The sequence below is a fragment of the Nitrospirota bacterium genome (assembly GCA_016214855.1).
Classification (GTDB): domain Bacteria; phylum Nitrospirota; class Thermodesulfovibrionia; order Thermodesulfovibrionales; family UBA6898; genus UBA6898.
In genome coordinates this window covers 31,628-57,368 of the sequence record JACRMT010000002.1, presented here as the reverse complement: position 1 = coordinate 57,368, position 25,741 = coordinate 31,628, and the positions used below count along the sequence as shown (strand labels likewise).

Below are 25,741 nucleotides of genomic sequence, written 5' to 3'. Positions count from 1 at the left end.
TTACGCTTTCACCTTGAATGTCAATTTGAAATTGTATACGGTAGTTGCGGCTGCCTTTGCCTGAACCGACTCCTGCAGATACACATCCGTGAAGAGTTTTGAATTCTTCAGATTATTGACATAATTGACCACATCAGTATTGGTAAAAGCAACGCACGAAAGCGACACATCCAGCCCCTTGACATCTGCGTTGGTCAGCCAGACTCCGGGAGGAAGAACCGCGCCAATTTCATCAAGTATCTTGACCGGCAGGGTCTTGTTTTTCCCCAGCTCTTCAATGATATCTTTGCGCTCCAGAAATGTTTTGTTCAGTTTTTCAAAATCCTCGACAGCTTTTATCTTCTCTTTTAATGCTGCAATGGTTTTTTCGTTTTCTTTGACCTTCGCCTGTTTGGCTGAAACCGCAGAGCTGAAGTGGTAAGCGATATAGAGGACTATTGCTCCAACAGCCAGGGTAAGAAGAACCGTATAGATCAAAAAAATCGGGACAGGCTTCGATTTCTTTTTCTTTTTCGTTGCTGAAAGTAAATTGACCTTTATCATCTGTCGCCCTGATTTCTGAGTGCAAGCCCGACCGCTACTGCCATCATAGGGGCTATCTCCTCGATATATCCCGCATCGAGTTTCTTTGGAATACGAATATTTTTGAACGGCTCAGCAATTTTTGTCTCTATACCCGAACGTTCCGTGATCATGGAAGCAAAATTCTTGATAAGGCCGCATCCTCCGCTCAGGATAACTTCAGCGATATCTTCGTGTACCGTAGTGCTCCTGTAGTAATCAAAGGAACGGCTGATCTCGCTGAGGATCTCTTCAGACGCTGATTCAATCACCGCATTTGCATCTTCAGGTGACACGTTTTCAACCGGCTCTCCGCGCTTCAGTTTTTCCGCGACCTCGTAACTGATATTGAATTCTCTCTGCAGGGCCTCGGTATGCAGGTTGCTGCCCAGAGAACTGTCCCGGGTAAAGACCGATATGCCGCCCTTCAGGATGCTCATATTAATAGTACTTGCTCCGATATTGAGCAGCGCAACATTCTTGCCGGGTTCAATTTCATAGTTGATCCCGTACATATTTTCAAGAGCGAACGAATCAATATCAACCACGACAGGGGTAAGGCCGGCTTCTTTGACCACCTGGATATATTCATTAATAATGTCTTTCTTTACGGCAACAAGAATGACATCCATCTGACCCGGCTCATCTTTTGGGCCTATGATCTGGAAATCCAGATTGACATCTTCAATGTCAAAGGGCACATACTGTTCTGCCTCAAACTTGATCGATTCTGAAAGCTCTTCCTCAGACATTTCAGGCAGGGAAATTCTCTTGATAATGACCGAAGAATGGCCTGAAATGGAAATGGCAACATTCTGTGACTTGATCCCTGCTGCTTTGAGCATCTCTTTTAGTGAGTCAACAAGGCGCAGAGAGTCGATAATCGAACCGTCGACAATAAGTTCAGGCGGCAGCGAATGGAGATGACAGAGCTCAAGCTCATATCCTCCCTTTAACTCCTTGAGCTTCACCGCTTTGACATAACTGGAGCCGATATCCAGTCCAACTGATCCTTTTGCGCTAAAAAACATGCCTTATGAATACCAGAAAAAAAAGCTCTTGTCAAGCATTTTATTTGTATTTATTTCAGAGAGTTCAAACTAAACCCTGAGAAAATGGTTTAAGAAATGCCCTTAAAATTATAAATTAAGGTTTCTTTCGATGATAATTCTTTCATTTTTTGTTATACCAATCCCGAACAGAGATCCGGATGGATCACTCAATCTGCAGTAGATATTGTCAGGGAATCCCATGGCAAGGTCCCTGCCGGGAGATATGCCGTTTCTGGCTTTCTTGAAGTCAGTTTCATCAAGCATAACCTCCGGCAGATCAGCAAGTGCACGGTCTATGGACGACACGCACGGAGAGTCATCGGGAATTCCCTGGCCCAGTCTGTCGAAGGTCACTGATGAGTCGATCGTAAAGATGCCGATGCCTGTTCTGTCAAGCGCAGTGATATGAGCCCCGGTGCCGAGCGCGAGACCGATGTCATCGCAGAGCGTACGTATGTAGGTCCCTTTTGAGCAGGAAACAGCTATCTCAACATAGGGGATATCTATCTGTAAGAGTTTGATATCGTAGATCTCAACAGGCCGTTCCGCCCGTTCCACTTCTATGCCTTGCCGGGCAAGCCGATAAAGAGGCTGGCCGTTACGTTTAATCGCTGAATACATGGGCGGCTTCTGCATTATCCTGCCGATGAACTGCTCCGCAACATTGACAATTTGTTCCGCAGTAAAAGACGGCACCGCCCGCGTTTCTATGAGCCTGCCGTCTGCATCAAGGGTATCTGTTCTTTCGCCGAGCTTAAGCCTTGCATGATAGGTTTTGTCTTTATCAAGAAGAAAGCGGCTGACCTTCGTTGCTTCGTTCAGGCATACGAGCAGAACCCCGGTTGCCATGGGGTCAAGCGTGCCGGTGTGGCCGGCTTTTCCAGCTCCCAGCTGCTTCTTTACCCTCGTAACCGCCTGCTGAGAGGTTATTCCTTTAGGCTTGTTTAAATTGATGATGATGTTCATGGAAATGATGAGTTAGGGGGCAATTCAGAAAGATTCTATTGGGATGCTCTTTTGCTTCATTTCTTCAGCAGAACATCATTGCCGGCAGCAAAGAGAGTTGTTTTCAGCGAAGACAGGTCTGTTTTGATCCTGAAGCCTGCAGCATTCCTGTGCCCGCCTCCGCCATATGCAGCCGCAATTTTTGCAACATTGGCCTGTCCCTTTGATCTCATGCTTACTTTCCAGCGGCCATTATCGGTCTCCCTGATCAGCGCTGATATTGCAACCGAATCGATCATGCGCGGAACATTGGCGAAATTCTCGGTGTCTGCCTCGACAGTCCCCGTCTTCGTGAACATCTCCCGGGTGACATGGATCAGGGCCATATTGTTTCTGATCTCAAGTGTGCCAAGGCAGAGATTAAGCAGGTCAAACCGGTTCTTTGTCCAGCGCTCGTACAAATGTTCTGATATGGGGCCGGGCCGGGCCCCGGCTTCAATGAGCTGAGCGCTTGCCCTGAGGACGTCAGGGCTGGTGTTGCTGTATCTGAACGTTCCGGTATCAACAGCAATTGCCGTGTAAATATTTGTAGCCATCGTCCTGGTAATACGGATATTCAGGGCTTCGATCAGATGAAACACCATCAGGCCGGTTGCAGCTGCGGTCCGTTCGACCCATCGGATGTCACCAAAGGGTGATTCAGTTTCATGGTGATCAATGACTATGGACTTGCTGAATGTATAGCCCTCAAGCGCTGCCCGTTCCGGGCTGTTGCAGTCCAGAAGTATAAGCAGAGGATCTTTTCTGAGAATATTCCCCAGTGTTGATTTGCATTTTTTGTGCCCCGGCATAAACCGGTAGAGTTCAGGAACAGGATCCCTGTCAAAGATATGGACCTTTTTGCCGAGCAGTTCAAGGGCTTCAGCAAGGGCGAGACAGGAGCCCAAGGCATCGCCATCGGGGTTGATATGCGTTGCCAGAAGAAATATCTGCTCTTTTCTCAGGGCAGATATAAGACCCTTAGGAACTTTCATCTTCTGTCCTGATCTTCCTCAGGAGACTGTCTATCTTGGAGCCGTATTCGATAGAAGTGTCGAGCCGGAATTCAATGTTTGGGGTGAATTTCATCTTGAGTCGTTTGCCGAGAGCCGACCGTATGAAGGGCTTAGCTTCGTTCAGTATCGCTATGGTCTGATCCCGCTCTTCCGGTTTTAGTATACTCACAAAGATGCGAGCATTCTTGAGGTCATCGGACATATCTGCGCCGGTCACGGTTATAAAACCGATTCTCGGGTCCTTCAGCCGGTACATGATAATGTCAGCAACCTCCTCGCGGACAAGGTCGCCGACCCTCTGGGAACGTTTATAAGGAAGCATATTGCCCTCTGGTCAGGTAGATAGTCTGTAGGTGTTTAGTCTGGCAGCAATAGAAATCCACAGCCCTTGAATTACCGAACAGACTAAAACTCTAAATAACCTATTGCTTTTTTAAAGCTTGGTTGCGATCTTTTCTATGATAAAGTTCTCAATGATATCACCGAGCTTCAGATCATTGAAGTTCTCGATCAGGATTCCGCATTCGTAGCCGGTCTGAACTTCTTTTACGTCATCTTTCTGTCTTTTGAGGCTTGCGATCTTGCCTTCATAGGCCACAACGTTGTCCCTGATAACACGAATACCATCGCTTGCCCGCGTCATGTAACCATCGATGACAGAGCATCCTGCTATCGTGCCAAGCCGGGAAACAGGGAAAAGCTGTCTTACCTCTGCCCTGCCGAGAATCTTTTCCTTTAACGTCGGCTCCAGCATGCCCTCAAGCGCCTTCTTGACATCGTCGATCGCTTCATAAATGATGTTGTAGAGCCGAATGTCAACGCCTTCCTTCTCGGCTGTCTGCGCAGCCTTGGTCTCAGGCCTCACATTAAATCCGATAATAATGGCATTTGATGCGGTTGCCAGCATGACGTCAGACTCATTAATACCGCCTACAGAGCAATGGATAACCTTGACCTTGACCTCAGGATGCGTGATGTTCTCAAAGGCGTCTTTGATCGCTTCGACAGAACCCTGAACATCACCTTTAATTATAATGTTCAGCTCCTTGATCTGGCCTTCCTTTATCTGGGTGTAAAGTTCATCAAGCGTGAGCTTCTTCGCCTTTGCTATTTCGAGAGATCTCTGTTTGTGGAGTCTCGTCATGGCGATCTGGCGGGCCTTTTTTTCGTCATCGACTACGGCAAAGACATCGCCGGCAGCCGGAACTTCCGAGAACCCGATAACCTCTACGGGTGTTGACGGGCCAGCCTCCTGGATCCTTTTCCCTGTATCATCGACGATCGCCCTGACCTTGCCGACATGTGAACCGGAAAGGAGTGCATCTCCAATCCTCAGCGTGCCTGCCTGAACGAGCAGGGTTGCAACAGGCCCTCTACCCTTATCAAGCTTTGCCTCTATGATCGTGCCTTTGGCTTTTCTGTCGTGGTTAGCCTTCAGTTCGAGGACTTCGGCCTGAAGGAGGATCATCTCAAGGAGATGTTCTATGCCAATACGCTTTTTTGCCGACACTTCGACAAAGATATTATGGCCGCCCCAGTCCTCTGAGATTATGCCCTGCTCTGAAAGCTCATTTCTCAGGCGGGTTATATTGGCATCCGGCTTGTCGATCTTGTTGATGGCGACTACGATAGGAACATTTGCGGCTTTGGCGTGATTGATAGCCTCTTTCGTCTGGGGCATAACACCGTCATCAGCAGCAACAACGAGCACGACAATATCCGTAACCTTGGCGCCTCGTGCCCTCAGCGCGGTGAAGGCTTCATGGCCCGGCGTATCCAGGAATACGATATCTTTTCCCTTAAGGTAGACCTTGTAGGCACCTATGTGCTGGGTTATGCCGCCAGCCTCGCTCTCTGTAACTTTTGTTTCCCTGATGGCGTCCAGCAGAGAGGTCTTGCCGTGGTCAACATGCCCCATGATCGTTATGACAGGAGCACGGTGCCGAAGATCCGCTGCATTTTCCTGCGCCTCTTCATCAACCTGGTAATCGTCTTCTACTGATGCCAGTTCGAGCTTTATACCGAAGCTTTCTGCAATAAGCAGAGCTGCGTCTGTATCAACCGGCTGGTTGATAGTGGTTGTCATATCTCCCAGAGCCATGAATTTCTTGATGACATCGCCGCTCTTAATGCCGATCAGCTCAGCGAATTCCTTGACTGACATGCCCTCCCGGAGCTTGAGGTTCTTTTTCCTGGGAGCGGTCGAGAGGACAGGCTGTTTTTCATCCTGTTTATACGACGATTTTGACCCGCCGAATCCCCTTTTTTGTGACCGGGGATCCCATTTCCTCGGCTCAACCTTCCTGATGCTCGTGAATGCTTTCTGGAGTCCCGGTTTTGCCTTGAACTTCTCTATCTTCTCAGCTTCGCTTTCTTTCTTGAACCGGTCAGGAACAGTAACGTCCTCGTCCTTCTCAGAAGTTGCCGGAACTGCAACAACCTCACCTTCGGGTTCGTCGACAATAAGCAGCGTTGAGTCACTGGGAAGGGTTGGCTCAAGCTTTATGGTCTTTTCCATCTTGTCTTTATGAGGCTTGGCCAGCTTTTGAGCTTTTTTAGGTTCTTCTTTCTTTGCTGCAGGCTTAGGCTCGATCACGGCTTCGGTTTGAGGCTCTGCCTTTATTTCTTCTTTTATCTGCTCTTCCTGGACAGGCTCAGGGGTTGCTATCGGCTCTTCTATGGCAGGCGGAGGGGGCTCTACCGGCTCCAGAACAGCCAGTGTCCTTGCTATTTTGTCCGCAATTGATGAATCGATGCTTGAGGAATGGGATTTCCCTTCAAACCCCATATCGGCAAGTTCGTCAAGGATGTCCTTGCTGTTTCTGTTCAACTTCTTTGCTAATTCGTATATCCTGACTTTTGCCATGTTGTTTTGTCCTTAGCTATGCTACGTGCTGCAGATAGAATACTGCGCCGGATGATAATCTTGTAACAAGAATTTTAAAATGTTATCATAACCAACTATGATTATGCAATGTAGAAAGGGGGAATGAACGTGGCAAGCTGTTATTCATGTGGCAAGAAAAAAACGGTTGGCAATAATGTCAGCCATGCAAACAACAGGACGAAACGGCAGATCATGCCGAATCTCCAGAGGAAGCGGATACAGACGGACGCAGGGATCAAGCGTGCGTATGTCTGCACACGCTGTCTGAGGACTGGTACGGTAAAGAAGGTCGTCTGATGAAAAGGGCTGAAACCGTTCTCGGCCCGATGCTGAAGCAACTCGGGATCGAGAACGGCGTGAGGCTTGAACGGATCAGAAACGACTGGCCTGAAATCTTCGAAAAGAGTATCGCGCCCCATATGTTCCCGGCAACACTTAAAGAAGGCGAACTGCTTCTGCATGTTGAATCGCCTGCCTGGATGCAGCAACTCACCTATTACAAAAAAGAGATCATCCGAAAACTTTCTTCTTACGCAATAACTGATGTGCGGTTCAGGCTCGGGAGAATCACGAGAAAAAAACCGAAGCAGGAGGCAGAGAAGCCGATGAGAGCGCTCTCGTCCGAGGAGGTTTCATTTGCAGCATCTGTGGTTGCTGACATCAGGAACGAAGAGCTGAAAGATTCAATACGGAAGGCTATCGAAAAATCCCTCAGAGCAGACAGAAAACCCCCTCGGCACGGGTAACTCTCTGGATTTGTTATACGGTAGTTGCATTCAAAATGATAACAAGGCGGCAAGGAAGAGGCGACGAAGACATACTGTTGAGTATGTTGAGGAGCTGATGACGTAGCCAACGCAGTTAGCGTTGGAATGCGACTGCCGTATTAGGCTGATTCTGCCTGTTTTTCGTAGAGGAGGATCGGTTTTTCGTTTTTTATTACCGTATCCTCAGTGATGAGACATTCCTTGATGCCTTTCTGGGAAGGTATCTCATACATGACATCGAGCATGATCTCCTCAAGAATAGCCCTCAGACCCCGGGCTCCGGTCTTTCGCTGTATTGCTTTCCTCGCTATTGCCGAAAGGGCAGTATCGGTAAACTTCAACCTGACGTTATCAAAAGAGAGCAGTTTCTGATACTGCTTGGTAAGCGCATTCTTCGGTTCCGTAAGAATTTTTATCAGAGATGCCTCATCCAGTTCAGCGAGCATGGTAACAACAGGAAGCCTGCCGACAAATTCAGGGATAAGCCCGTATTTGAGCAGATCACCCGGCTCTACCATGCTCAGCATGTCTCCGGACTTCCTTTCGCTCTTTGGTGAAAGAGCTGAGCCGAAGCCTACGGTTTTTTTGCCAACGCGCTGCTCAACGATCCCGTCAAGGCCGGTGAATGCACCGCCGCAGATAAAGAGAATATTTGTTGTATCCACCTGGATGAAATCCTGCTGCGGATGTTTCCTGCCGCCCTGGGGCGGGATGCTTGCGATCGTCCCTTCAATGATCTTGAGAAGGGCCTGCTGAACACCTTCACCAGAAACATCTCTCGTAATAGAGGGGTTATCGGACTTTTTACTTATCTTGTCGATCTCGTCGATGTACACAATGCCCCGCTGTGCCTTTTCCACATCATAGTCAGATGCCTGAAGCAGCTTGAGGATGATGTTCTCGACGTCCTCGCCGACATAGCCTGCTTCCGTGAGGGTGGTGGCATCTGCGATGGTGAACGGGACATCCAGGAGCTTTGCGAGCGTCTGGGCAAGCAGGGTCTTTCCTGTCCCGGTCGGGCCGATCAGCAGAATATTGCTCTTTTGGAGTTCTACGTCAGAGACGCCCGGGCTGTATATCCTTTTATAATGATTATGCACGGCAACAGAGAGGATCCTCTTTGCTTTTTCCTGACCGATGACATAATCGTTCAGAAACGTGTGGATCTCCTTGGGCTTCGGGAGTTTTGGCAGGGCTTCCGTGCTGGTTTCAACCGCAAGCTCATCTTCAATGATCTCATTGCAAAGCTCAATGCATTCGTTGCAGATATATACGGTTGGCCCGGCGATAAGCTTCTTCACTTCTTCCTGGCCCTTTCCGCAGAAAGAGCACTTCAGGGCCTCGTCGTCTTTTCTTGCCATTACTTCTGACTCTCCTGTTTCTTCTTCTTGTTGGTGGTATCAATGACCTCGTCCACAAGACCGTAATCCTTTGCTTCCTTGCCGGACATAAAGAAGTCGCGGTCCGTATCTGTCCGCATCTTATCGAGCGGCTGGCCGGTATGCGCTGCCAGTATTCTATTAAGCGTATCTTTAACCTTCAATATCTCCCGTGCATGTATCTCAATGTCCGTCGCCTGCCCCTGGAACCCTCCGAGAGGCTGATGGAGCATGATCCGCGCATGGGGCAGAGAGAACCGCTTGCCCTTTGTGCCTGCGGTGAGGAGGAGAGCTCCCATGCTTGCTGCCTGACCGATGCAATAGGTGCAGATGTCAGGCTTTACATACTGCATGGTGTCATAGATGGCAAGCCCGGAGGTTACAATGCCGCCCGGTGAATTGACATACAGATGGATATCTTTTTCCGGGTCCTCTGTCTGCAGGAAGAGGAGCTGTGCAATGACCGTGTTGGCGACATGATCATCTATGGCTGTGCCCAGAAATATGATCCTGTCTTTCAGCAGACGTGAATAAATGTCATAGGCACGTTCAGACCTTCCGGTCTGTTCTATTACTATGGGTATTACGCTCATGTTATGCCCCTTCGGTGATCTCTGCACCGGCCAGCAGGAAGTCGAGTACCTTTTCTTCCCTGATATTGTGTCTGAGATTTTCCAAAGACCCGTCTCTTGTCATAAAGAGGTTGACGATGGCATCCGGTGTGGCCTGAAACTGCCTGGCTATATGGGATATCCTGTCCTTCACCTCTGCCTCGGAGACAATGATCTTCTCCCTTTCAGCTATCTCATCAAGTATGATCGTCGCTTTCACGTTCTTGACCGCCTTCGGCCTGAGCTTTTCAGCAACGGCAGCATCCATTTTTTCAGGAACGGTTTCCTCCTGCTTTGCCGCATTGTCGGAGAGACGCTCGCTGTTTATAAGGTGTTCCAGTTCTGCTTCGGCGAGAGATTCCGGCACATCAAAAGCATGGCCTTCGATCAGGGTATCGATAATTTTGGCCTTTTGCAGCTTCTTCCCGTTTTCCTGTTTCGCAGTTAAGATCCCTTCCTTGATCTTCACTTTGAGGGCATCAAGGGACTCATTGCCAAAATCCTTTGCAAACTCATCATCGATCTCAGGAAGTCTCTTTTCCTTGACCTCCTTGATCGTTATGCGCAGCTTGTCGCCTTTGTCAGAATCCTCTTTCAGTTCCTTTTCTACGACCTTGGGTAAGGTGATTTCAACCATGTCACCTTTCTTTTTGCCGATCAGGTTGTCCAGAATACCGCGCGGCGTAAGCCTGTTGCCAAGGTTCATAACCTGATCCTTTTGCGCAACAATCTCTTTTTCACCGGAAGGATCAAGCTTTACATAGTCGACAATGAGAAGGTCGTCTTCCCTGATCTCACGGTCAATTACCTCGAACATGGCCCTGTCGTTCTGCAGACCCTTGAGCGTATCATCCACTTCTTTATCGTCAACAGACGCTGCAATGCCGGCCACTTTTATGCCGCTGTATGTTATGTTTCCGATCTTCGGCCGAACTTCCACGGTGAGCGAAAATACCAGAGGCTCATTTCTCTTGAGGTCAAGGTTCGTCTCGATCTTCGGCATGGCAACCGGAGCAAGATCCGCCTCTTTTACTGCCTCTGCATAATAGGTCGGAATAAGTTTTTCAATGAGTTCACTCTTTATCTCATCGCCGAATCTCTTTTCGATCATGCTCATGGGTGCCTTGCCGGGTCTGAACCCCGGGATGCGCGCCCGCTGCCGGACATTATCTAAAGAACCGGCATATTCTCTTTCGAGAATGTCGGCCGGGATCTCGATTTTAAGCCTTTTTTTCGTGCTGCTGATGTCTTCAATGATAGTGGCCAATGTTGCCTCCGATGGTGTTTCATTACTCTAAAATAAGAACGTATCTTTAGTCAATTTGACGGCTTTGTAAAAAGTTCGTATGCGGTGTTGTCCTTAAGGGACCTACTTCTGGTCATTGCGAGCGAATTGAAATTGATCTCTCACTTGCCGTGCATGACGGAATCTACGGCTACCGGCCTGAAAAGATCAGCTTTGCCAGACTGATGCTTTCGACCCTCTTGCAACTCGGACATCTGGAGCTGATCCCTGAGCTCAATTTCCAAAAACGCCTCGGGTATCCTTACGAAAACGGCGGGCTAACAAAAGATAGAATCTACGGCGGGTTTAACCTGGTGCTGCCGTTCGATATTTTCTGAAATATCAGTTGCCTTAATGCATCGGTGCGTGTTCCTTTGAACGAATAACCTTAAGGCCCATCGCCTTGATAGCCGCGTCTGTAGCCTTCCGAGTCTGCTCGATTAATTCAGCAGGGGAAAGGTCCTTTGTCTTTTCGTAGTTCTCTTCTCTGACCTTATGTATCCACTCAAGGGACTTATATTGCCACTTCTCCATCTCCGGTCACCTCCTCCGGCGAGATTATTTCTATAGGGTTATAACCCATCCGTATATTCGTACTGTTGACAAGCCTTCTGACTGAAATATTGACCATGTGCTTATAGTTCCACGAAACGATATAGTCAAGGTCATGAGCAACAGCGATGGCAACATGCCTTGCGTCATCCCGATATCGTTGCGGTATTGCATCTGCCGACAAATAGGCTTCGGCAAGACTGGTGCTTTCGGCTGTTTCTTCAAGAATCTGAAAACCTGTCTCAGCAATGCGAGCTTGCAGTGGTTCATATATCTTCGCAGGGGCCGCTAATACTTCAGCGATGGTAAGCCTCGAAATAAAACCTTCATAAACGCTGTTTCTGATGGCGAGGAGAAGCGTCTCAACCGTACGCACCCTTTTTGCGTCTTCTGTGTCAAAGAGACCGCCGATAACTGACGTGTCAACATAAAGTCTGAGTTTCTTCATTGGATATATTAGTAGCATACCACAACATTGTTTTCCATCATACAATACCTGTTCTAATGCACAATAAAATGATAGAATCTCCTCCATGGACCTCTACATTATCGATGGGAACTCCTATGTGTACCGGGCTTACTACGCAATAAAGTCTCTGACAAACTCCAAAGGCTTTCCTACCAATGCGATCCTCGGCTTTACGAACATGCTCCTGAAGATCATCAGGGACAAGAAGCCCGAAGGACTGGTCGTCTCTTTTGATTCTCCGGCAATGACCGAGCGGCAGATGATGTTCGGGCAGTACAAGGCAAACAGGAAGGAGATACCTGCTGATCTTGTAGTACAGTTGCCGCATATCAGAAAAGTGATATCCGCCCTCCATATCAAGGTATTCGAGATGCCGGGATATGAGGCTGACGATATTATCGGGACCATAGCAAAAAGGGCGGCATCCGAAGGGTCGAATGTTTATATTGTTACCGCGGACAAGGATATGCTCCAGCTTGTTGATGAAAGGGTCAAGGTCTACGATCCGATGAAAGACAGGATGCTTGACAGGGCGTATGTCTTAGAGAGGTTCGGTGTAGGACCCGAAAGGGTTACCGAGTACATGGCGCTTACAGGAGATGCGTCTGACAATATCCCCGGCGTCAAGGGGATCGGTGAGAAGACCGCAAAGGAACTCCTCGCCTCTTTTGCCAGCATAAAGGAGCTCCTTGAACATCCCGGGCGCATACCGAGGGAAAAGCTCAGGGCCATGATAACCGGGAGTCAGGAGATCATGCTTATGAGTCAAAAACTCGCGACGATAGACACAGCGGTGCCGATAGATTTCGATGTTGCTGAGTTCGCTCTTCTTGAACCTGACTGGCTTGCCCTGCTTTCGTTCTTCAAAGAGTTCGAATTTACCAGCCTGATGAAACTCCTCCCTTCCCAGGCTGCCGCTCCTGCAGCTTCTAACAGACATTACGAACAGGTATTCTCAGCTGATACGCTTCGTGAAATAGCAGCGTCAATAAAGTGCGGGCTGGCCTTTGATACTGAGGCAACAGGGAAGAACCCCCTTATTGACAGGCTTGTCGGCCTGTCTCTCTGCATTGACAGCAACAAGGCCTATTATGTGCCGGTGGGTCATACGCAATCCCTTATGCCGGGGAACATGCAGCTGAGTAAAGAAGCGGTGTTTAAGGTCCTCAGTCCTTTTTTTGGGGACCCGGATATAACCAAAATAGGCCATAACCTGAAATATGACATGCTGATGCTTGCCAGGGAAGGCGTGAGCGTTGACGGACCGGTAATGGATACCATGATCGCAGCGTATCTCCTTAACCCGAACAAGGCAGGACACAGTCTTGATGAGGTCTCCTTTGAGTATCTTTCAAAAAGGAAAAAATCCTTCATGGAAGTTCTGAAAAAGAGACCGAGCTTTGCCGAGGTCCCGATTGATGAGGCTGCGCCGTATGCGGCTGAAGATGCTGCTCTTGCCTTTGAACTTAAAGATCTGCTCTTTGAAAAACTGAAAGAGAGCGGGCTTGAATCGGTTTATTCCACTATTGAGATGCCGCTCATCAGGGTACTCGTTGATATGGAAACTGCCGGGATAAAGATCCGGGAAGGCCTTCTGGAGGAGATGTCAAAGGAGCTTGCCACTGACATAGCTGCGATCGAAAAAAGGATCTATTTTCTTGCCGGCGAAGAGTTCAATATCGACTCTCCAAAACAGTTGAGCGCCATCCTCTTCACCAGACTTGGCCTGAGCCCCAGCAGGAGGACAAAAACAGGGTTTTCGACAGGTGTGGATGTGCTCGAAGAGCTTGCAGAGGCCCATGAACTTCCCAAGGAAGTTCTTCACTACCGGAGCCTCACAAAACTGAAGACCACTTACATTGATGTATTGCCCGGCCTTGTGAACGTTCGGACCGGAAGGGTGCATACATCGTTCAACCAGACGGTAACTGCAACGGGAAGACTGAGCAGCAGCGATCCGAACCTCCAGAATATCCCGGTAAAAGGCGATTGGGGGAAAAGGATAAGAGCTGCATTTGTCGCAGAGCAGGGGAATCTGCTTCTTTCCGCTGACTATTCACAGGTCGAACTAAGGATCCTGGCACATTTGAGCAATGATACCGGGCTCATAGCGGCCTTCAGGGATAATATTGATATCCATACAAGGACAGCGGCCGAGATCTTTGGTGTTCCCCTTGAGTCCGTATCGCAGGAAATGAGAAGGACGGCGAAGACGGTCAACTTCGGTGTGATCTACGGCATATCATCTTTCGGCCTTTCGGAGACGCTGAACATCGGCAGGAATGAGGCCGAGCAGTTCATCAAACAGTATTTTGACCGCCATCCGGGAGTAAAACAGTATATAGAACAGTTGATTGCAGAGACCACGGAAAAAGGTTACGTCACGACGCTTTTCGGCAGGAAACGGCCTGTCCCTGAGCTAAAGAACCAGAACAGGAATATTCGTCAATTAGGAGAGAGACTGGCAGTAAATTCGCCTATTCAGGGCACTGCTGCAGATATTATCAAACTGGCCATGATCTCCATCCGGGAAAGGCTGAGAGCGGAATCTTTACGGGCACGGATGATTCTGCAGGTGCATGACGAACTCCTGTTTGAACTTCCCGAGTCAGAATTAGAGGTGGTGGAGCGCATTGTTCGGGAAGGCATGGAGGGAGTTATAGCGCTCTCAGTTCCCCTGAAAGTGGATATTGGGAATGGGCACAACTGGGCTGAAGCCCATTAATACGGAGTCGCATTCAAACGCTAACTGCGTTGGCTTCGTCTGCTTAATGCACCTACTTCCGGCTGGCCGCCTTGGTATCATTTTAAATGCAACTCCGAAAAATTTTGTTTAATTGTCACTTAAATTTGATAGAATAGCTCCAACAAGGTATCCTCATGAAAACCAAAGATCCAAAGAAAAAATCCTCCAAGACATCAGACGGAACAAAAACCGTAAAGGTTGCTGTAAAATCCAAGGCTAAGGCCAAGGCTGAGGTTAAGGCGAAAGTTAAAGCCAAACCAAAGGCCAAGGTCAGCAAGGTTCCTGCGGTAAAGCCTAAGCCTGCGGTAAAGGCAGAGAAAAAGACCTCAAAGAAAAAAACCATTGTCGCCAAGGTTGCGATGAAGGTAAAGGCAGAGGCTAAAAGCAAGGCCAAGGCCAAGGCTAAGGCTGAGGTTAAGGCGAAAGTTAAAGCCAAACCAAAGGCCAAGGTCAGCAAGGTTCCTGCGGTAAAGCCTAAGCCAGCGGTGAAGACAGAGAAAAAGACCCCAAAGAAAAAAACCATTGTCGCCAAGGTTGCGATGAAGGTAAAGGCAGAGGCTAAAAGCAAGGCCAAGGCTGAGGTTAAGGCGAAAGTTAAAGCCAAACCAAAGGCCAAGGTCAGCAAGGTTCCTGAGGCAAAGCCTGTAATCGTTGAAAAGACAGAGAAGAAGGCTATGGCCGCAAAGAAAGAACCTGCAGTTCCTGTGAGGCCGTCATTGAAGTCAGTCGCTGCAGCCAACAAGAATGAGACAGTGCAGGAAGCGAGGCCTGAAATTGAACGATATCCCGCAAGAAACTCCAAGGCAAATCTGAAGATATTCCTGCCCGAGCAGAACGTAACAGAAGAGGAAGCAGAGGAGATCTTTTTTGGAGGACTTCCTGAAGAATATGGAGAGAACGCGGTTATTGCATTGGCAGTAGATCCGAATACTGTTTTTGTGGACTGGGAGGTCATTCCAAAGGATATTTCCGACAAGGAAGGAGAGCTGAATCTCAGATTTTACGACATTACCGGCATAGAATTTAATGACTGGAATGCAAACGCTGTTCTTGATGTGTTAATCAATAAAAGAGTCGGGAGCGGTTTTTTCGACATACACATGCCAGGCCGTGATGTTGTCGTTGCAGTCGGCATACTCAGCCCGACCAGCGGTTTCATGCCGATCGTACGATCTGACATGGTCTCGTTCCCTGAACTTCTGGCGTTCGACGAACTTGGCATTGTGCAAAAACTCTTTGAATCAGGCATCCCTGTTGGCTACTGATCTGTATACTGTCTGTCACCTGTCTTATCATGGGAAATCACTGGGGTGAGAACAGAGAGATCAGCAGTTTCTGAACACGCAACCAGAGCATACTGACCCGTCCCTTTCCCCCCTGCACAGTCCGGAAATGCCTTGATGGCAAAGGGCGAAATCGTATTTGAGGGGATCTTTCGGGTCGAATTGTTTCAGCGCCGCCGTTATCTCAACAGCGGTCTTCCAGTCTGCCGAATTCCTTTTCGTAAAGCCAAGACATCGGGATATCTTCATGATATGCGTATCAAGCGGGATCACCAGTTTATTTTTCGATATGTTCTCCCATATGCCGAGATCAATGTCTCTGTCGCGGATCATCCAGCGCAGAAAAAGAGCCAATCTCTTGCAGGTGCTTCCATTCATCGGAGAGGGAAAGAATTGTACAAGACCTGAGGGCTTAATATTTCTGCCGTAAATTTTTGTTGTGTCCACAGACAGAAATCTTTCCACTATTGCTGACAGACCGTTGCCGATGTTCTCGTCTGTCTCCTGATAAAATTTCATAAAAATGTTTTCCAGCGATCCTTCTTTGCGGAGGATTGTCTGCAGCATGAAGAGAAGACAGACAATATCTTCGTTTCTGTTAAACCGATATTGTATACCCTGAAAACGTTTTGCCTGTCGGGAGACGCTGAAATGGAGAAGAAAATCATGAGGGCTTTCTCCCATGAGCGAGAGGATCTTTTCGACAACAGGCTTGAAGAGCCCTATCCTGCCGTATGCAAAACAACAGGCAAGGAAGCCGGCAACCTCAATGTCTTCTGAGTTATTATAGCGGTGCGGAAATTCGATCGGATCGTGGAGGATCCTCTGCCTGAAGTCATATTCCCGATAAAACGTGTCGAGAGTTTTTTTTGGCTGCTTGCAGGCCTCTTTGCTTGCAGGCTTTTTCATGATCTACATGGTAACTTTTGTCAGGACGCCATGAAGCTTCTTGGGAGGCAGCTTGTAGAAGTTAATAAAGGGCGGCGTATTTCTCTTGATGAAATGGAATACCTTCCAGACAGGGTTGCTCGTTATGATGTCTTCAAGACCGTAGAAGACCGACCGTTCTTCGATGTCAGCCTCTCGCAGGATCTCTTCGACATCCACCATCTCCATATAGCCCATCTGAACTTCAAAGACCCTGAGACCGTCTGAAAGATCAGGCTTGAAGAAGCCGGTCACGCCGAATGGATCATCACGTTTAATGATCGATACGAAGATATTGTCCTCATACACGATGCCGTGATAGAACATGGTCTGGATGATATAGAAAGGGATCTCCTTTGCATCCTTGATCAGAAAAAGCGCTGTGCCGCTCACCCTGGGAGATGCAGCATAAACCCTTCTGAATTTGTGCAGGAACTCCTCGAGCGGCATGAATTCCATCATTTTGTACAGTCTCTTCTGCCCTTGTGTATAAAGAAATATGGTTACAAGGGGGAAGGATGCGAGGATGATCGACCAGTAGCCTCCATGAGGAATCTTGGTGACGTTTGCGCCAAGGTACGCGATGTCGATAATGGTGATGAAAATAGAAAGGGCTGCGAGATTGTAGCTTTTCCGATGCAAGAATATCCAGGTCATCATAAAGCCGGTAAGAGCCATAGTGCCGGTAACAGCAAGTCCGTATGCAGCGGCGAGCTTGCTTGACTCTCCAAACTCGAGCATGATAAATAGGACCGCCATCAACAAGAACCAGTTCACCGACCCAATATAGATCTGCGACTTCCTTTCCATCGAAGTGTAGGAGACCTTGAAGAGCGGCATAATGCGTGTTGTAATGCCCTGATAGACGATCGAGAACGTCCCGCTGATCATCGCCTGAGACGCAATAATTGTGGCTGCGATACTCAGAAGGAGAAAGGGGACATAGAGGAATCGAGCATAGTGGAAGACCATTTCGAAGAGTATGTTCTTTGCATCGGGGTGGGTCAGGAGGAAAGCGCCCTGTCCGAAGTAATTGACGACGAGGGCAATGAAGGCCACCACCCAAGCCTGTCTAATGGGTTTAGCTCCGAGATGTCCCATATCAGCATAGAGCGCCTCCCCGCCGGTCGCGCAGAGAAAAATCTCGCTAAGGGCTATGAACCCGGCCCACCTGTTTTCGATAAGGAACCTTATCCCATAATAAGGGTTCGCTGCCTTCAGAACCTGCGGGGCTTCGACAAGGGAAATGATTCCGAAGACAAAAAGAGCAATCAGCCAGACTGCAGTGATAGGCCCGAAGGCGCCTGCGATCTTGTCGGTACCTTTGCTCTGGACGGCAAAAAGGGCCACGGCAATGAGCATTGAGGTGAAAACTATCACGTTCTTGGGGAGAGCCTCGAAACCAGGGATGAGGACTGCGCCTTCGACAGCGCTCAGGATACTGATTGCTGGAGTTATTACACCATCACCCATGAGAAGGGATATGCCGATAAAGGAAAGAAGTGATATGAAAACGATGTTTCTCCTCGATCTGAGTCCGGAGGTCAGTATCTCCTTTAAGACGATTGTGCCACCTTCGCCCCTTCTGCTAAGACGCATGGCAAGAATGACATATTGAAGAGATACCAAAAGAGTCATGGTCCAGAGAATCAGAGACATGACGCCCATGACATTATCAGGAGTAGGCTTCAAAAGGAGAAAAACTACCGTAACGGTATATATAGGGCTTGTGCCGATGTCGCCAAAGACAAGACCGAGCGAACGGATAATGCCTTTTAGCGGTGAGGTCTTTTCTGACATGGTGATATTATAAGGATGGGTACGTATTCAGACAAGCCCGAAGATGATCTCCCTCTCTTCGAGATCCACCCTGTCCAGCCGCACGGAAAGCTCCTGGCCAATTCTGAATGAACGATTCGTATGCCTGCCGTACAGCCTCATGGTCTTCTCATTGTACTGATAGAAGTCATCAGTCATGGAAGAGATATGAAGAAAACCCTCGACATAAAATTCATTCAGCCGTATCCGGATGCCGTAGGACGAGACGCCGACGATCCTGCCCGCAAAGATGTCGCCGACCTTGTCCTTCATGAACCAGGCCCTCATAGCCTTGATCACCTGGAATTCGGCAGCGTCAGCAGCCCGTTCCGTGCGAGATGAACTAAAGGCAATGTCAGGGAGCAAGGTATCGAGTTCTTTTTTGCGCTGATCGGAAATAATCTTTTTGGCCAGGATCTCGCGAAGGATCCTGTGCACAACAAGGTCAGGATAGCGGCGGATCGGCGAGGTGAAATGAGCGTATGACGTTGAGGCAAGGCCGAAGTGGCCGACATTGGTGACTGAATATCTTGCCTGCTTGAGACTCCTGAGAACGATGTAGTTGATGATCTCTTCCTGGGGCGTGTCCTTTATTGATTTGAGGATATCCGCGAAATCCCTGACCGTGAACTTCCTGCCGGCAGTCCTTGAAAACTGTTTTACAACGTTGACCACATCTTCAAGTTTCAGCGGGTCAGGCTCTTCATGTATCCGGTACATGCAGGGAACGCCAAGGGCCTCGATATGCTCTGCAACCGCCTCGTTGGCAGCGATCATGAACTCCTCAATAATCATATGTGCGAAATTCCGTTCTGCCTTTATGATCGCCTCAGGGCTTCCCTGAAGATCAAGAAGTACCTCCGGTTCAGGCAGATCAAAATCAAGGCTGCCCCGTTCAAATCTCTTTGTCCTGAGAATATTACAGAGCTCTTCCATAAGTTCAAAGTCTTTGATCAAATTTCCGTATCTCTGCCGTTCGTTCTCATCTTTGTCGATCAGTATCTTTTTGACCGACGTGTAGGTCATACGTTCATCGCTGTTGATGAGACTGAGGTAGAAGCGTGCGCTCAGACGCCGCCCGAAACGGTCAAAGTCCATCTCGACGGTAAAGGCATTGCGGTCCACCTTTGGCTTGAGGCTGCAGAGATCTTCTGAAAGTTCTTTCGGCAGCATCGGTATCACACGGTCAGGCAGATAGACACTGGTGCCGCGTTTCCGCGCTTCAAGGTCAATGGCTGAATTCCACGGCACATAGTGGCCGACATCCGCTATATGCACGCAGAGTTTATATCCATGATCAGATAAGGCTATGGAGACAGCATCGTCAAAATCTTTTGCGCGTTCACCGTCAATGGTCACCGTTGGAAGGTGTCGGAGGTCTTTTCTTTTTTCGGCTCGTTGAGCGCCCGAGGCTGCGGCAGCAAGGAGTTTTGCCTCATCACTGACCGCCTTGGGGAACCGTCTCGGCAGACTGAACTCATCGATGATCAGTTCCACTTCATCCGCAGGGCCCTCAGGTTTTTTTACGATCCTTACGATCTTTGCTGTCGGAGATCTTTTATCCGTAGGAAAAGAGACGATCTCTGCGATCACCATGTCCCTGTTCTTTGCCATGCCCCTGTCCTGCGGAGCAACATAAAGGTCAAAGGGAATGGACCTGTCTTTTGGTTTTACAAATGCCCCAGCCTTTGTGATGTCAAATGTGCCAAGCACCTTGGCATGTGCCCGCTCAAGGATCCTCATGATCCGCGCTTCACGCTTTTTCCAGTTCTCGATCCGCACCATGACACGATCGCCTTTCATGGCACCGAGCGTACCCTTAGGCGGAATGAAAAAGTCCCGCTCTCCCGGTTTTTCAGAGATCACAAAACCATACCCGTCGCGGTGGGCTGCAAAATAGCCTGTTGCAAGATTCATCTCTTCTGCGGGTCCGTACAGGCCTTTGCGGTTCAGGACGATCTCGCCCTGTCTGAGCATATCCCTGAGCAGTCTTTTTAAGGCTCTGGTCTCAGGTTTGCTCAGCCCCATAAGGCGTGCCATGTCTTTAAAGAGAAGAGGCCGGGATGTCTTTCCCCTGAAAAAAGCGAGTATGGTCTCTTTAGTCAGCATAGTTCAGTATAACAATGAGGCGGAGCTGAATGCCTCATAAACCCTATGAATGGAATCCTGTCGCATTGTAAGACTTTTGAAGCAATGCTGTCTGCTTCGCTCAATCTAATTTATTTCTTTCCCCAGTTGCCGCTGTCGTCCTGGATCCACCAGCCTTTCTTGGCAGAGTCGCGGCGGATGGAAGCAAACTGCCCGGTTGCCTGCGGCATTACCTGTTTCACATTGTCAGGCGTCTCTGGCTGCCGGTTGATCCTTATGATGGCCCTGGTCATGCCATTGATTACGGTTTTTCTGTTCTCATTTTCAGCATCTATGATCTTCTTATCGGCAGGTGAAAGCCCCTTTTCCCGTTCCATGAGCAAGCCATTATTCCCTTCGCCGGCACCTCCGCTGTCACGCAGCCGATCAGTATCACTGATGCGTGCACCCATCTCCTTATAGGCATTCACAACATCCGGCATCTTCCTTACTGCCTCAGCTATCTTGTCAGCCATGCCCGGTTCCTGGGCAAAGGCAGACCGTACAAACTCGAACTGTATTGAACTTTCCGGTTTGCCAGCAGGTTGCTTCTCCTCGATCTTCCTGTCTGTTCCCATAAGCTCTTTTTCAAGGACCTTGTACGCCTCCTTGACATCTTTTTCAGGGAAATAGATGTTCACCGTGATAACGGCACAGGCTGCGATAATACATGACAATCCTAATAACAGTAATCTGAGGTGTTTTTTCATGTCTTGATCCTCCTTGAATGAACTTTGTCCGCCTGCGGCTATTCTTTCTTTGCCCTTTGGGCTGCCTCTGTAATGGTCCACATAAGATGATCTATGGCAATCCTGTTGTTAAGGGGAGCAACCTTTACTGACAGATCAGAAATACCTGCAAAGTTCCTATTCGATATCTCAAGCTCCCTGAAGATGAAAAAGCCATTCTGAATAGAGAGACCCATGATGCCCCTGTTGAACCGCCTTTCGCCAAGGTATGCCCTTACTTGAGGGCCGCCGATCTTTTCAAGGAACTCCCTGCTGATCCTCGTTTTTTCTCCCTCTCCGCTATAGGTCCAGAAATCGGCCCTGCCGGTGATATTTGCCAAGCCTGCACCTGAGCCATTTATCGCTGCAATACCGTCAATCTTGCCGGAGATGTATCCCTTGATCGGTGGTATCTCCTCGCAAAGCTGCGTAAGGCTCACGCCATCAGTAATGAGCCCGGCCCGGTAACTGAGGCCGTCAGAAAGGTCTGCGAAACCTGTGCCATTGACCTTTCCTCCGAACATCTTAGCACTAAAACGGTTGATCTTCAATGAACTGCCTTTCTGCTCGACCCAGAGAGAAACATCTTCGAGCAGTCTGAAGCCATACCGTAGAGAGCCAATCTTTATCTCATTGCCCAGGAACTGTTTTGACGATGCATAAGCCTTCTTATGGTCTTCAAAATCAGTCCGCTCAAAGGATGGGATGGACAGAGAATTACGCTCATTGCCGGCTGAATTGAAATGGACTGGCACCATGCCATTGATCGGACCAAGGGAGTATTCATTGTTTTCACCTTCCAGGGCAATCCCCCTCAGCAGAACCCCGCCATCCGCGCTTATAGCTGCGCTACTGTATGTTGCGATAAGGTTCGCTGCAATACTTCCGCTCAGACCGGCGTACAGAAGGCGGTCGGGAACAACGTCCCAAAAGGCGGTGCGGATATCGCTGATCCCTGTTTCCGGAATGATAAGATTCATGCGAACAGTGCGCTTATCGTTAAAAATATTATCTGCGGTTCCTGACAGTGATAATGCAAGGCCTGCGACTGAGGCATCAGCCCTGATCTCCATCTCCCTGCCGTGGAAGACCAGGTCCGAACTGACTGCCGCGTCTTTAACCAGAGCCCTCTTTTGGGCATCGGTTATCGAGATGTTTTTGCCTCTTATGGATGCCTTGCCAATAGCGTTCTCAGAAGATGATATCGTGCCTTCGAATGACAGTGCCTGTGCGCTTCCTGATGCAGCATAGGGCAGACTGAAAAAAGATTTTGCCATTTGCGATACTTGTCCAATATTGATGTATTCCGCGGTCAGTGCTGCTGCGATTGGATAGGGGCTGTCTCCTGCCTTTCCCTTTGCGAAGATTCTGGCTGAGCCCTCAAACAGTTTGGCTGAAGGAATATCAATGATAAATTCACTGTTCGCAATGCTGCCTCTGCCGCTGACAGGTCCTAAAGAAATATCCTGAAACGATACCTGCCGTGCAGTGAAACCCAGATCACACGAAAGGCTGCTCCCACCTCCAGACAGAGAGCCATTGCAGTCAAACCCTCTCAATACTGCCTTCTTTGCAGGATATGAGGCGCTGAAATTCTTTGCTTCCATCATGATCTTTCCCCTGCCCTGGGGCAGTGTTACGGTCATCATCTCTCCTGCCGCGCTGAAAAGGTCGCTGGCTGCCTTTATGTTCTTTATTGTCAACTTGCTGCGATCATAGTCCACGGCAAGATCTGACCCGAGGTTCTTTGCCTGATATCCGTCATAGGCCAGATCCGCGGCTTGCAGGGAGGCCTTTCCGGATATGACCTTGCCCTGGACCGTGCCGTCATATGCACCAGTGAATTTGGCAATCCTGAAATTCTTGCCGTTTATGACCATATCGATCCCTGAAAGATTGAGTTCTGATTTGAGTATGATCCTTTCCGGCTTTCCTTTTCCTTCTGCAGCAAGGTCCATCTCAACAGGCTGTTTGAACACTGCATCACCTGCCTTGAAGATCCTGGCTGATGCCTTCACCGTGGCAGAAAGGTCTTTTCCGGATGTGAATGTAATTTTCCCATTCATCCCCTGAATTTCCGCCTTGTCCAGGCTCAATGCCCCATTGCTGACAGTCATCATCCCTGTGACCTCTGGAAGAACAGAAAAAAGAGTTCCTTTCACCCGTATCAGGTCAGACGTAATAATGCCGCCCGCTTTCAGGCCTTTCATAATATCGAATGACGAAAGATCGAGCCTGTTGACTCTGATCTCAGCTGCATACGATGGTCTGCTGAAGATTCCCTGTATCGAGCCTGTTGCCTGTATAGTTGACGAATCTCCAGCGCTGAAAAGGGCCTTGCCGACCGTCAGCGCCTCTTTTTTTATGTCCAGGAAGGCCTCGGTCGTGAGGGAAAGCGAATGCATGGAGTTCTTCCTGAAGATGGACATGCCTGTGCTTTTCACCCGGGCCTCGGTCCTGATCATAATGCCCTGATCAGCATCTCCCTCTGCCTGAAACGATATGTTGGCCCTGCTCTTCTCAAGACCCATGCCGAATTTCGCAGCATGCTCCCTGAACATTGAAAAATTGATATCGTCGGATCTTGCTGAGATACTGAACTTTTGTGCTTTATCGTTGAGATACGCCCATCCTTCAACAGTCATTTTGTTGCTTTCCCAATAGGCCAGAAAAGCTTTAAAGGATATTTTCGTGCCTTGAGCTGATGAGAGACCATTCATTGACAGATCCATATCTCTTATGCGATAGAGAGGTTCATTATTAAAACTGAAGCCGGCATTCCTGATCGTGAGGCCGTCGATCAGATATTCTGCAGTTCCTTTTTTTAAGAAAAATGCCCCGAATGCTTCAGCTATATTCAGCTTGCCCTCAGCAGTCATCAGGGAAAGTTCTGGTGAGACCACATCTATGTTTCGAAAGGAGAACCGACCTTTGAAAAGTTCCTTGTATCTCATATCCAGGCGGATCTTTTTGATCTTCAGAAGATCTCCCTGAATAAAGCCGTCCGGATTCCTGACAGTAATACCGGCAATGGTTATCCCTGCAGCAGGATCAAGGAAGATGTCGTTGATCTCGACTTTCTGTCCGATGAGAACTGTTGCCCTGGCGGATATTCTCGAGATGAGAGTCTTCTTGAGCGTCAGGTATTGGGAATAGGCAAGCATTATGATCAGAATAAGCAAGGAGCCCAGAAAGGCTGAAAAGATCTTGCAGGTTTTCCGCATCTTTAGTGGCATAGCTTCATTGTACATCCTGCAAGGTTATCCGACTACTTTATTGATTCATCAGAAGGGGTTATTCGGAACCGGCCTGATCATATGCAGCTCCAGTGCAACCAGTGTCGGGCCGGGCAGCGGCTTATATCCGAAAAAAAGCGGCAGGACCCGGCGGCGGGTCGGTGCCTTGAGCCGGTCAAATGTCCGGTAGTCATCGCACAGGTGAGCCGCGTGAGCCCAACCGCCGACAACCTCTGCCGTATAATCAAGACGTCGGAGCAGGCGCTGGTCGTCAAAATAAAAGACCTGCTCGCGGGAGTGAGTTGGTATATCAGGGGGAAAGGTCACCTGCAATCGGGTAAATTGCCCAAGGGCTCCCTGCAGTGGTTCAAGTGTCTCGATGAGAAAGCCCTTGCGCGCAAGCATGAAGGGAGCTGTCAGATAGTTCCAGGTGGCATAGCCTGCGAAGTAAATGAAATCGAGATCGTCCCAGAAAAACTGCCTGCGGATACCGCGAAACGCCGGACGCGGGTCCTTTCTCTGCGCGACGATCTTTCCGTTGCTGTCAAGGATGCGGACCTCGTCATTCCCGATGAGTTCACCAATCAGGCCGGACTTCGGGAAATCAAAGAAGGTGAATCTTGGCTCAGTCGTGAGTGCCCGCATGCGCACTCGTTTCAGAACAGGCCGTCGCTTTGCCGTGAACAGGAATCCGCCTGCTGAAATTTCGACGTCAAGCGCTTCGAGACTGTTCCAATAATCCATACCGCCATGCGCTTCGATCGCTTCGTGCACTGTCTGCATCGCGTTCGCAGCAACCATCTGTTCTATCTCCTTGTCGTAAGCTCCTTAAGGGTCTGTTTGTCCAGCGAGAGGGCGATGGCCTGTTCGATATGCTTCATAATGCCGTCGACCTCAGGCATTGACGCCAGTGATCCGGAGTCACTATGCGCATCCTCTCCTGAGATCCTGACAGAGGCGATTATTTCATTCAGGGTTATCATTTCCGGATCTTTTCCGGGAAGGTACGCAGGCGGCTCAGTATGCGTCGGCACAAGAAGTCCTTTCCCCACGAGGATTGACAAGACCTCGCGGACGAATTCAGAGGGCACTCCAAGCTTTTGGGTGAGGGAGACTGAAAAACCTTTTATGATGACATAGATGAGCCGGCATGCCTTGATCTCAAGAGATGTGGCTTTGCCGGCCAAAGACAGATCTTTTTTCCAGAGCCTGCGTAAGAGAAAATCGTCTATCTTTTCGCCGATACCTGCCATTGCTTACATAGTATCACAGATGACAGGCAGACAAGCCAACACGCTTACAAGCTTGCCAGC

The 25,741-nt window shown here is 49.0% G+C and carries 23 protein-coding genes; 5 read left to right on the top strand and 18 right to left on the bottom strand.

Annotation, left to right across the window (positions count from 1 at the left end):
• The 6 genes from HZB62_00345 to infB form a co-directional block, all read right to left on the bottom strand.
• Complete coding sequence (locus tag HZB62_00345) at nt 1–543, bottom strand: PilN domain-containing protein (protein ID MBI5073614.1); 543 nt, start codon at nt 541–543, stop codon at nt 1–3.
• On the bottom strand, nt 540–1,592 hold the full coding sequence (gene pilM, locus HZB62_00340) for a type IV pilus assembly protein PilM (protein MBI5073613.1): 1,053 nt from the start codon (nt 1,590–1,592) through the stop codon (nt 540–542). Before pilM ends, HZB62_00345 begins: the two co-directional genes overlap by 4 nt.
• Nucleotides 1,593–1,700: 108 nt before the next feature.
• Nucleotides 1,701–2,579 (bottom strand): tRNA pseudouridine(55) synthase TruB, encoded by an 879-nt coding sequence (gene truB / locus HZB62_00335; GenBank protein ID MBI5073612.1) that lies wholly within the window; start codon nt 2,577–2,579, stop codon nt 1,701–1,703.
• Between the two features lie 56 nt (nt 2,580–2,635).
• Nucleotides 2,636–3,592, bottom strand: a complete 957-nt coding sequence (locus HZB62_00330) for a bifunctional oligoribonuclease/PAP phosphatase NrnA (GenBank protein MBI5073611.1) — start codon at nt 3,590–3,592, stop codon at nt 2,636–2,638.
• Nucleotides 3,579–3,935, bottom strand: a complete 357-nt coding sequence (rbfA, locus tag HZB62_00325) for a 30S ribosome-binding factor RbfA (GenBank protein MBI5073610.1) — start codon at nt 3,933–3,935, stop codon at nt 3,579–3,581. Before rbfA ends, HZB62_00330 begins: the two co-directional genes overlap by 14 nt.
• Nucleotides 3,936–4,046: 111 nt before the next feature.
• A complete protein-coding gene (infB, locus tag HZB62_00320) occupies nt 4,047–6,479 on the bottom strand; it encodes a translation initiation factor IF-2 (protein ID MBI5073609.1) in 2,433 nt (810 codons plus the stop codon).
• Nucleotides 6,480–6,602: 123 nt separating this feature from the next.
• On the opposite strand from infB, the gene HZB62_00315 reads away from it, so the two are divergent.
• Together HZB62_00315 and HZB62_00310 are read left to right on the top strand one after the other, a co-directional pair.
• Nucleotides 6,603–6,797, top strand: coding sequence for a 50S ribosomal protein L28 (locus HZB62_00315; protein ID MBI5073608.1), 195 nt, complete (start codon nt 6,603–6,605; stop codon nt 6,795–6,797).
• Nucleotides 6,797–7,246, top strand: coding sequence for a DUF721 domain-containing protein (locus HZB62_00310; GenBank protein MBI5073607.1), 450 nt, complete (start codon nt 6,797–6,799; stop codon nt 7,244–7,246). Before HZB62_00315 ends, HZB62_00310 begins: the two co-directional genes overlap by 1 nt.
• A gap of 140 nt (nt 7,247–7,386) precedes the next feature.
• On the opposite strand, the gene clpX is transcribed toward HZB62_00310, so the two are convergent.
• The 3 genes from clpX to tig are packed head-to-tail and all read right to left on the bottom strand — an operon-like array spanning nt 7,387 to nt 10,524.
• Complete coding sequence (clpX, locus tag HZB62_00305; GenBank protein MBI5073606.1) at nt 7,387–8,628, bottom strand: ATP-dependent Clp protease ATP-binding subunit ClpX; 1,242 nt, start codon at nt 8,626–8,628, stop codon at nt 7,387–7,389.
• Nucleotides 8,628–9,239, bottom strand: a complete 612-nt coding sequence (gene clpP, locus HZB62_00300) for an ATP-dependent Clp endopeptidase proteolytic subunit ClpP (GenBank protein ID MBI5073605.1) — start codon at nt 9,237–9,239, stop codon at nt 8,628–8,630. Before clpP ends, clpX begins: the two co-directional genes overlap by 1 nt.
• 1 nt (nt 9,240) lies before the next feature.
• Entirely contained in the window at nt 9,241–10,524 is a 1,284-nt protein-coding gene (gene tig / locus HZB62_00295; GenBank protein MBI5073604.1) for a trigger factor, read from the bottom strand.
• Nucleotides 10,525–10,673: 149 nt separating this feature from the next.
• Between tig and HZB62_00290 the strand changes: the two genes are divergently transcribed.
• Nucleotides 10,674–10,880 carry a hypothetical protein gene (locus HZB62_00290; protein ID MBI5073603.1) on the top strand — a complete coding sequence of 69 codons (207 nt, stop codon included), beginning with the start codon at nt 10,674–10,676 and terminating at the stop codon, nt 10,878–10,880.
• A 13-nt stretch (nt 10,881–10,893) separates the two neighbouring features.
• Here the strand turns inward: HZB62_00290 and HZB62_00285 are convergent, their stop codons facing one another.
• Both HZB62_00285 and HZB62_00280 read right to left on the bottom strand, forming a co-directional pair.
• Nucleotides 10,894–11,076, bottom strand: coding sequence for a hypothetical protein (locus HZB62_00285; GenBank protein MBI5073602.1), 183 nt, complete (start codon nt 11,074–11,076; stop codon nt 10,894–10,896).
• The gene (locus tag HZB62_00280; protein MBI5073601.1) at nt 11,057–11,542 is read right to left on the bottom strand and encodes a PIN domain-containing protein; all 486 of its coding nucleotides are present in this window, start codon (nt 11,540–11,542) and stop codon (nt 11,057–11,059) included. Before HZB62_00280 ends, HZB62_00285 begins: the two co-directional genes overlap by 20 nt.
• 85 nt (nt 11,543–11,627) lie before the next feature.
• On the opposite strand from HZB62_00280, the gene polA reads away from it, so the two are divergent.
• Both polA and HZB62_00270 read left to right on the top strand, forming a co-directional pair.
• Nucleotides 11,628–14,288, top strand: coding sequence for a DNA polymerase I (polA, locus tag HZB62_00275; GenBank protein ID MBI5073600.1), 2,661 nt, complete (start codon nt 11,628–11,630; stop codon nt 14,286–14,288).
• Nucleotides 14,289–14,443: 155 nt separating this feature from the next.
• Nucleotides 14,444–15,574 (top strand): DUF4912 domain-containing protein, encoded by a 1,131-nt coding sequence (locus HZB62_00270; protein ID MBI5073599.1) that lies wholly within the window; start codon nt 14,444–14,446, stop codon nt 15,572–15,574.
• A 60-nt stretch (nt 15,575–15,634) separates the two neighbouring features.
• Here the strand turns inward: HZB62_00270 and HZB62_00265 are convergent, their stop codons facing one another.
• The 7 genes from HZB62_00265 to HZB62_00235 all read right to left on the bottom strand — a co-directional run bounded on the left by HZB62_00265 (nt 15,635) and on the right by HZB62_00235 (nt 25,681).
• On the bottom strand, nt 15,635–16,501 hold the full coding sequence (locus HZB62_00265) for a TIGR02757 family protein (protein MBI5073598.1): 867 nt from the start codon (nt 16,499–16,501) through the stop codon (nt 15,635–15,637).
• Between the two features lie 3 nt (nt 16,502–16,504).
• Nucleotides 16,505–18,319 carry a KUP/HAK/KT family potassium transporter gene (locus tag HZB62_00260; protein MBI5073597.1) on the bottom strand — a complete coding sequence of 605 codons (1,815 nt, stop codon included), beginning with the start codon at nt 18,317–18,319 and terminating at the stop codon, nt 16,505–16,507.
• Nucleotides 18,320–18,346: 27 nt separating this feature from the next.
• On the bottom strand, nt 18,347–20,446 hold the full coding sequence (gene rnr / locus HZB62_00255) for a ribonuclease R (GenBank protein MBI5073596.1): 2,100 nt from the start codon (nt 20,444–20,446) through the stop codon (nt 18,347–18,349).
• Between the two features lie 110 nt (nt 20,447–20,556).
• The gene (locus HZB62_00250; GenBank protein ID MBI5073595.1) at nt 20,557–21,174 is read right to left on the bottom strand and encodes a DUF1318 domain-containing protein; all 618 of its coding nucleotides are present in this window, start codon (nt 21,172–21,174) and stop codon (nt 20,557–20,559) included.
• 38 nt (nt 21,175–21,212) lie between these two features.
• Nucleotides 21,213–24,428, bottom strand: a complete 3,216-nt coding sequence (locus tag HZB62_00245; protein MBI5073594.1) for a hypothetical protein — start codon at nt 24,426–24,428, stop codon at nt 21,213–21,215.
• A 48-nt stretch (nt 24,429–24,476) separates the two neighbouring features.
• Nucleotides 24,477–25,229 carry a hypothetical protein gene (locus HZB62_00240; protein MBI5073593.1) on the bottom strand — a complete coding sequence of 251 codons (753 nt, stop codon included), beginning with the start codon at nt 25,227–25,229 and terminating at the stop codon, nt 24,477–24,479.
• Nucleotides 25,230–25,234: 5 nt separating this feature from the next.
• Nucleotides 25,235–25,681: a hypothetical protein gene (locus HZB62_00235; GenBank protein MBI5073592.1), complete on the bottom strand. Its 447-nt coding sequence runs from the start codon at nt 25,679–25,681 to the stop codon at nt 25,235–25,237.
• Between the last annotated feature and the right edge of the window lie 60 nt (nt 25,682–25,741).